This is a genomic window from Butyrivibrio sp., assembly GCF_017940685.1.
GTDB lineage: Bacteria > Bacillota > Clostridia > Lachnospirales > Lachnospiraceae > Butyrivibrio.
Window position 1 is genome coordinate 1 of sequence record NZ_JAGAYD010000020.1, and the last position, 5092, is coordinate 5092.

At 45.3% G+C, this 5092-nt stretch carries 2 protein-coding genes and 7 tRNA genes; 7 read left to right on the plus strand and 2 right to left on the minus strand.

Annotation, left to right across the window (positions count from 1 at the left end; genetic code table 11):
• Window positions 1–1053: MATE family efflux transporter (locus J6I68_RS01525; RefSeq protein ID WP_330622361.1), on the minus strand; the 1053-nt coding region annotated here is incomplete at its 3' end.
• Window positions 1054–1185: 132 nt separating this feature from the next.
• On the opposite strand from J6I68_RS01525, the gene J6I68_RS01530 reads away from it, so the two are divergent.
• The 7 genes from J6I68_RS01530 to J6I68_RS01560 all read left to right on the plus strand — a co-directional run bounded on the left by J6I68_RS01530 (window position 1186) and on the right by J6I68_RS01560 (window position 2021).
• Window positions 1186–1260, plus strand: a tRNA-Pro gene (locus tag J6I68_RS01530).
• A 24-nt stretch (window positions 1261–1284) separates the two neighbouring features.
• A tRNA-Gly gene (locus J6I68_RS01535) sits at window positions 1285–1355 on the plus strand.
• A gap of 29 nt (window positions 1356–1384) precedes the next feature.
• Window positions 1385–1458, plus strand: a tRNA-Arg gene (locus tag J6I68_RS01540).
• A 110-nt stretch (window positions 1459–1568) separates the two neighbouring features.
• A tRNA-His gene (locus J6I68_RS01545) sits at window positions 1569–1642 on the plus strand.
• A gap of 47 nt (window positions 1643–1689) precedes the next feature.
• Window positions 1690–1761, plus strand: a tRNA-Gln gene (locus J6I68_RS01550).
• A 56-nt stretch (window positions 1762–1817) separates the two neighbouring features.
• A tRNA-Lys gene (locus tag J6I68_RS01555) sits at window positions 1818–1890 on the plus strand.
• Between the two features lie 51 nt (window positions 1891–1941).
• A tRNA-Leu gene (locus tag J6I68_RS01560) sits at window positions 1942–2021 on the plus strand.
• Window positions 2022–2141: 120 nt separating this feature from the next.
• On the opposite strand, the gene J6I68_RS01565 is transcribed toward J6I68_RS01560, so the two are convergent.
• The gene (locus J6I68_RS01565; protein WP_292216665.1) at window positions 2142–4871 is read right to left on the minus strand and encodes a transglycosylase domain-containing protein; all 2730 of its coding nucleotides are present in this window, start codon (window positions 4869–4871) and stop codon (window positions 2142–2144) included.
• Window positions 4872–5092 lie beyond the last annotated feature (221 nt).

Here is a 5092-nt window from a genome sequence, read left to right on the forward strand (position 1 = left end):
AAATATCTTAAGTAAGAGTGCTCCGTTAAAGTACATTATGATACTTAGCGGGATTGTGATCACTGCCGCAATGATAAATGCCTGCCTTGCGCTCTTACGAACGCGGTCATAGCGTCCTGCGCCATAGTTCTGGCCTGAGAAAGTGGTAACGGAAGTTCCCAGAGAACTTACAGTCATCCAGAAGATTACGTCAATCTTGCCATATGCAGCCCAGGCTGCAGCTGTGTTATTGCCAAATCCGTTGATCGATGCCTGAATCAGGATATTTGAAAGACTGTACATGGTTGTCTGAAAGCCAGCAGGAAGACCAATCTTGATGATCTTAACAAACATCAGCATATCAAGCTTGATCCTGCGAATATACAGCTTATGCATATCCTGGGATTTTGAAAGCATGACAACTACGATAACTGCGCTCAAAAGTTGACACAGTATTGTAGCGATCGCAACGCCCATAACACCGTAGGCATCGCCTTTTTTGCCCATACCAAGAACTATTACAAACAGAACATCAAGGAATATATTTACGAAACAGCTAATTACCAGGATGATAAGAGGCCTCTTTGAATCGCCTACAGCCCTTAATATTCCAGCTCCCATGTTGTAAACAAGGTTTGGTATCATACCAAGGAAATAAATCCTAAGGTACAAAGTGGATGCAGCTGACTGTTCAAGTGGAGTCTTCATGGCAGATATTATCCATGGAGCGATAGCATACCCTATAACGGTGATAATTGCTCCTCCAAAGAGCGCAATAGCGATTGAGGTATGTACAGACCTCTCAACCTCATTTTGCCTTCCTGCCCCATAAAATTGCGAAATAACAACGGTGGCACCTGAAGATAGTCCCAAGAAGAAACCCAAAAACAGGCTGACTACCATGGCAGAAGATCCGCCCACAGCTCCAAGAGCATCACTGCTTACAGCTCTGCCCACAATGACTGCATCTATAGTATTATAAAATTGTTGAAAAAAAGCCCCGAGAAGTAATGCAAAAAAATAGGCAAGCATATTCTTCCAAATAGGACCTTCTGTGATATTTACTTTTTTCATAATGATGATTATACCCTATTTGTGGGCATTTGTAGCATTAATAAAAAACATTAAAAAACGTGTTGACAATACATCCCCTACCATTATATAATATCTCTTGCGTTACGGTTTTAGCCTTTGTAACTAAGACAACGGGGTGTGGCTCAGCTTGGCTAGAGCACCTGCTTTGGGAGCAGGGGGTCGCAGGTTCGAATCCTGTCACCCCGACTTTTTTAAGGATTAAAATCGTACGCGGGTGTAGTTCAATGGTAGAACACCAGCCTTCCAAGCTGGATACGTGGGTTCGATTCCCATCACCCGCTTAAGCTTGATTCAAGCTTTTTATTTATGTGTGTCCGTAGCTCAGCTGGATAGAGCAACGGCCTTCTAAGCCGTGGGTCGGGGGTTCGAATCCCTTCGGGCACATTTTTTTGTGCAGAGCACCTGGTGAGGTCTTTTCGAGCCTGGTGCGAGCCATGGGTTCACACTTAACGAGGTATTTTCGAGTTTAGTGTGTATCCCATTCCTATTATATGGTGGCTATAGCGTAGTTGGTTAACGCGCCAGATTGTGGTTCTGGAGACCGAGGGTTCGAGTCCCTCTAGCCACCCTAATCCCAAGCAGAGTTTTTACTGTGGATCCTATTGTTAGGCATACAGGGCTATCGCCAAGCGGTAAGGCACAGCACTTTGACTGCTGCATACGACGGTTCGAATCCGGCTAGCCCTGCTAACGGCTGTGATTTATTGAGCCGCTTTCTGAACGGATGACACTCATCCATATATGGGATACTAGCTCAGGTGGTAGAGCACTTGACTTTTAATCAAGTTGTCGGGGGTTCGAATCCCCCGTGTCTCATTGAAAAATCCCTATTCCTTTGGAATTAGGGGTTTTCTTATATAAGAACATGCGGATATGGCGGAATTGGCAGACGCGCTGGATTTAGGTTCCAGTGGGCGACCGTGCAGGTTCAAGTCCTGTTATCCGCAGACTTAAAAAGCTGTTTGCATTCATTTGCACACAGCTTTTTTCATGCTTACAAGTTTGATGTAAAAAAGAGCCGGATCTTTATGATCCGGCTCATATTTTGTACATTTATAAATATTGCCTTAGTTACCAGCAGCTACGTTCTCTGGAACGGTATCTACAACTGTTTCCTGAGCTGGTGCTGGAGGAGCTCCTCCTGCCTCGGCTGCAGCAGCGGCTGCGGCGGCAGCTGCCTGATTGAGAAGATCCTGTTCTCCTGCAATAATTCCCTCAATTCCTTCCTGGCTCATATACTCTGGCGTGTGTCTGCACTGGTTAAGGACGGTGACTGTATTGCCGTTCTCATCAGTTGTGGTGGTATATGCAGAGTTGGAAGGAGAGTAGTCTACAAATCCTGACTGAAGTGCCGGTGGAACCTCAGGTGTAAGTTCAAATACTCCGGCTGCCTTAAATGGGCAGGTCTCGCAGGCTGGAAGTCCGTCAAGAGCACATATTGTTCCTGCATAGTGAACATCACAGCTCTCTGTAGGAACAGTTCCTTCCTCAAAGTACTCTGAGTAAAGTGTTCCGTCGCAAAGCCCTGGAATAGGCTGCTTACCTGATCTTGCACATACTGTCGCAGAAGTAATACCACTAGGTACAGTGAAGGATGAATATGGAAGACCTTCGTGTACTTTTTCCATAACCTTACGCCACATGGTCTTGGACAGGTTCTTTTCTGCAGAAGCTGTCATCTTGGCGTTGTTGTCGTAGCCAGTCCATGTTGTGGCTGTGTAGTAGTTGGTATAACCTGCAAACCAAACATCGTTGTAGTCAGATGTGGTTCCTGTCTTACCTGCGATGGCTGTGGTGCCAAAGTTAACTGACCCACCGGTACCGCTTGTTACAACGTCCTGCATGGCACTTGTAAGAAGGAATGCAGTGGTCTCTTTTATAATACGCTTGGACTCAACTTCTGTGTTATCCAGAACTACGTTGCCATCGTGATCAACAACCTTGGTGTAGAGCTTTGGCTTAGTGTAAACACCGCCGTTGGCGATGGCTGCATAAGCTGCATTAAGCTCGATGTTTTTTACACCATATGTCAGACCACCTAGAGCAGTTGACTGCTGGATATCTGAGTAAACCTTGCCGTTGATGGTGACGTTTTCTGCAAGTGTAGTAAATCCGAAGTTCTTAAGGTAATCAAAGGCCAGCTGAGGAGTGATAAGTGTAATTGCCTCAACAGCGATAACGTTCATGGAATCTCTAATGGCACTTCTTACGGTGTTAAGGCCTCTGTAGGATGATCCCCACCAGTTTCGTACCAAAGTTCCGTTAGCGTAAGCAAAAGGAGCATCATTAAACACTGTAGCAAGTGTAAGCCCCGCACTGTCTATACCAGGAGCATAGGTTGAAAGAACCTTGTAGGTTGAACCTGGCTGACGGTAGGTGTCTGTAGCACGGTTAAGGGTTCTGCTGGCTGTCTTTTGACCGCGTCCACCAACCATGGCTACGATGTAGCCTGTGCTCTGTTCCTCAATTGTGATGGATACCTGAGGCTGTGGAACGAGATTTATCTTTTCTCCAAGTATCTCATCATCTGTGCCAACCACAACAGACTTATATTCCTCAATAGCCGCTTCTGCAGACTCATGGGAGTCAAAGAGCATGTCGAAAGAGCTCTTTTGCTGCTTGAAGTAAGCCTGGAACATCTCGCTTGAGTGGTTTGTTACTGTTCCGTCAGGAGCCTGAACTGAGAGCTCATAGTTTAAAAGATATTTCGTGCCCTCAGGGTAATTGCTCTCGTCCGTAAATACTTCGTCACAGATCTTCTGTATCTGAGGATTCTGTGTTGAGTAAACCTTAAGGCCGCCGCTGTAAAGAAGTGTATATGCCTGTGTCTCGTTGTAACCAGCAGCTATAAGGTCCTCTAAAACGTCGTTGGTCAGTGCGTCGACGAAGTAAGAGTTGATTGTTGTATCTCCGCCGGTTTCCTGGTTTACATTCTGGATCCTTGAGTAAACATCATCGTTCATGGCCAGATCGTACTCAACCTGAGTGATGTATCCCTGCTCGAGCATAAGACGAAGAACCTTGTCGCGACGCTCCACATTGTTGTCAGGATGAGTTATCGGATTGAACTTACTGGGGTTCTGGGTGATACCTGCGATAACTGCACACTCTGACAGAGTAAGGTCTGTAACTGGCTTATTGAAGTAACGAAGAGAAGCAGCCTGAACACCAAGGGTGTTCTGTCCAAGGTTGATGGTGTTCATGTAGTTAAGAAGGATGTCCTCCTTACTCATGGTCTTTTCAAGCTGGACTGCAAGGTACTGCTCCTGGATCTTACGCTTTACACTCTCGATAAAGGACTCATCTGTCCATCCGGAGAATACGTTGTTCTTAAGAAGCTGCTGGGTAATGGTACTGGCACCCTGTGAGAAGTTACCGCTTGTAACGCCTACGAATGCAGCTCTGACGATACCCTGAACGTCAATACCATTGTGATCGTAAAATCTCGCATCCTCGATAGCCACAAAGGCGTGAGCAAGATTTTCCGGGATCATGTCCCAGGTTACAGGGATTCTGTTGGAATCTGTTGATACCAGCTTGGCGATCTGATTGCCGTCGGTGTCGTATACGAAGGTTGAAAAACCTGAAGGTGTAACGTCAATGTTGGATATATCAGGAGCACCGTCTCTGATTCCATTGAATACGCCAATTCCAGCGCTGGTTCCAATGATCACCATTCCTATGATAAGTGCAAGAAGAATATAGAATCCAAAAAGAGAAAACTTCTTGCCCCATTTATCGGTACCGGAGTTCAGGGTTCTGGCCTGATGTACGATACCTCTTTTTCCATAATTCATACTAATTCCTCGCTAAAAAGATTTAAAACTATACTATTATATCATAATTGACTTTTATGGTCTAATCTCAGCGGATGAATGACAGAGTAAACTTATTGACAGTTGGAAATAATTAGAGATACCCCTTGGGTATAGATTCATCAGATTTATTTCCTAAAGTTTACTTCCAACTATCCATTCTGTCAAAAATGGAACCTTGCGTCCGCTACGCTACCGCAAGC

Excerpts from the sequence above, each read along its gene's own strand:
- J6I68_RS01565 (WP_292216665.1), bottom strand. The coding sequence starts at position 4,871 with ATGAATTATGGAAAAAGAGGTATCGTACATCAGGCCAGAACCCTGAAC.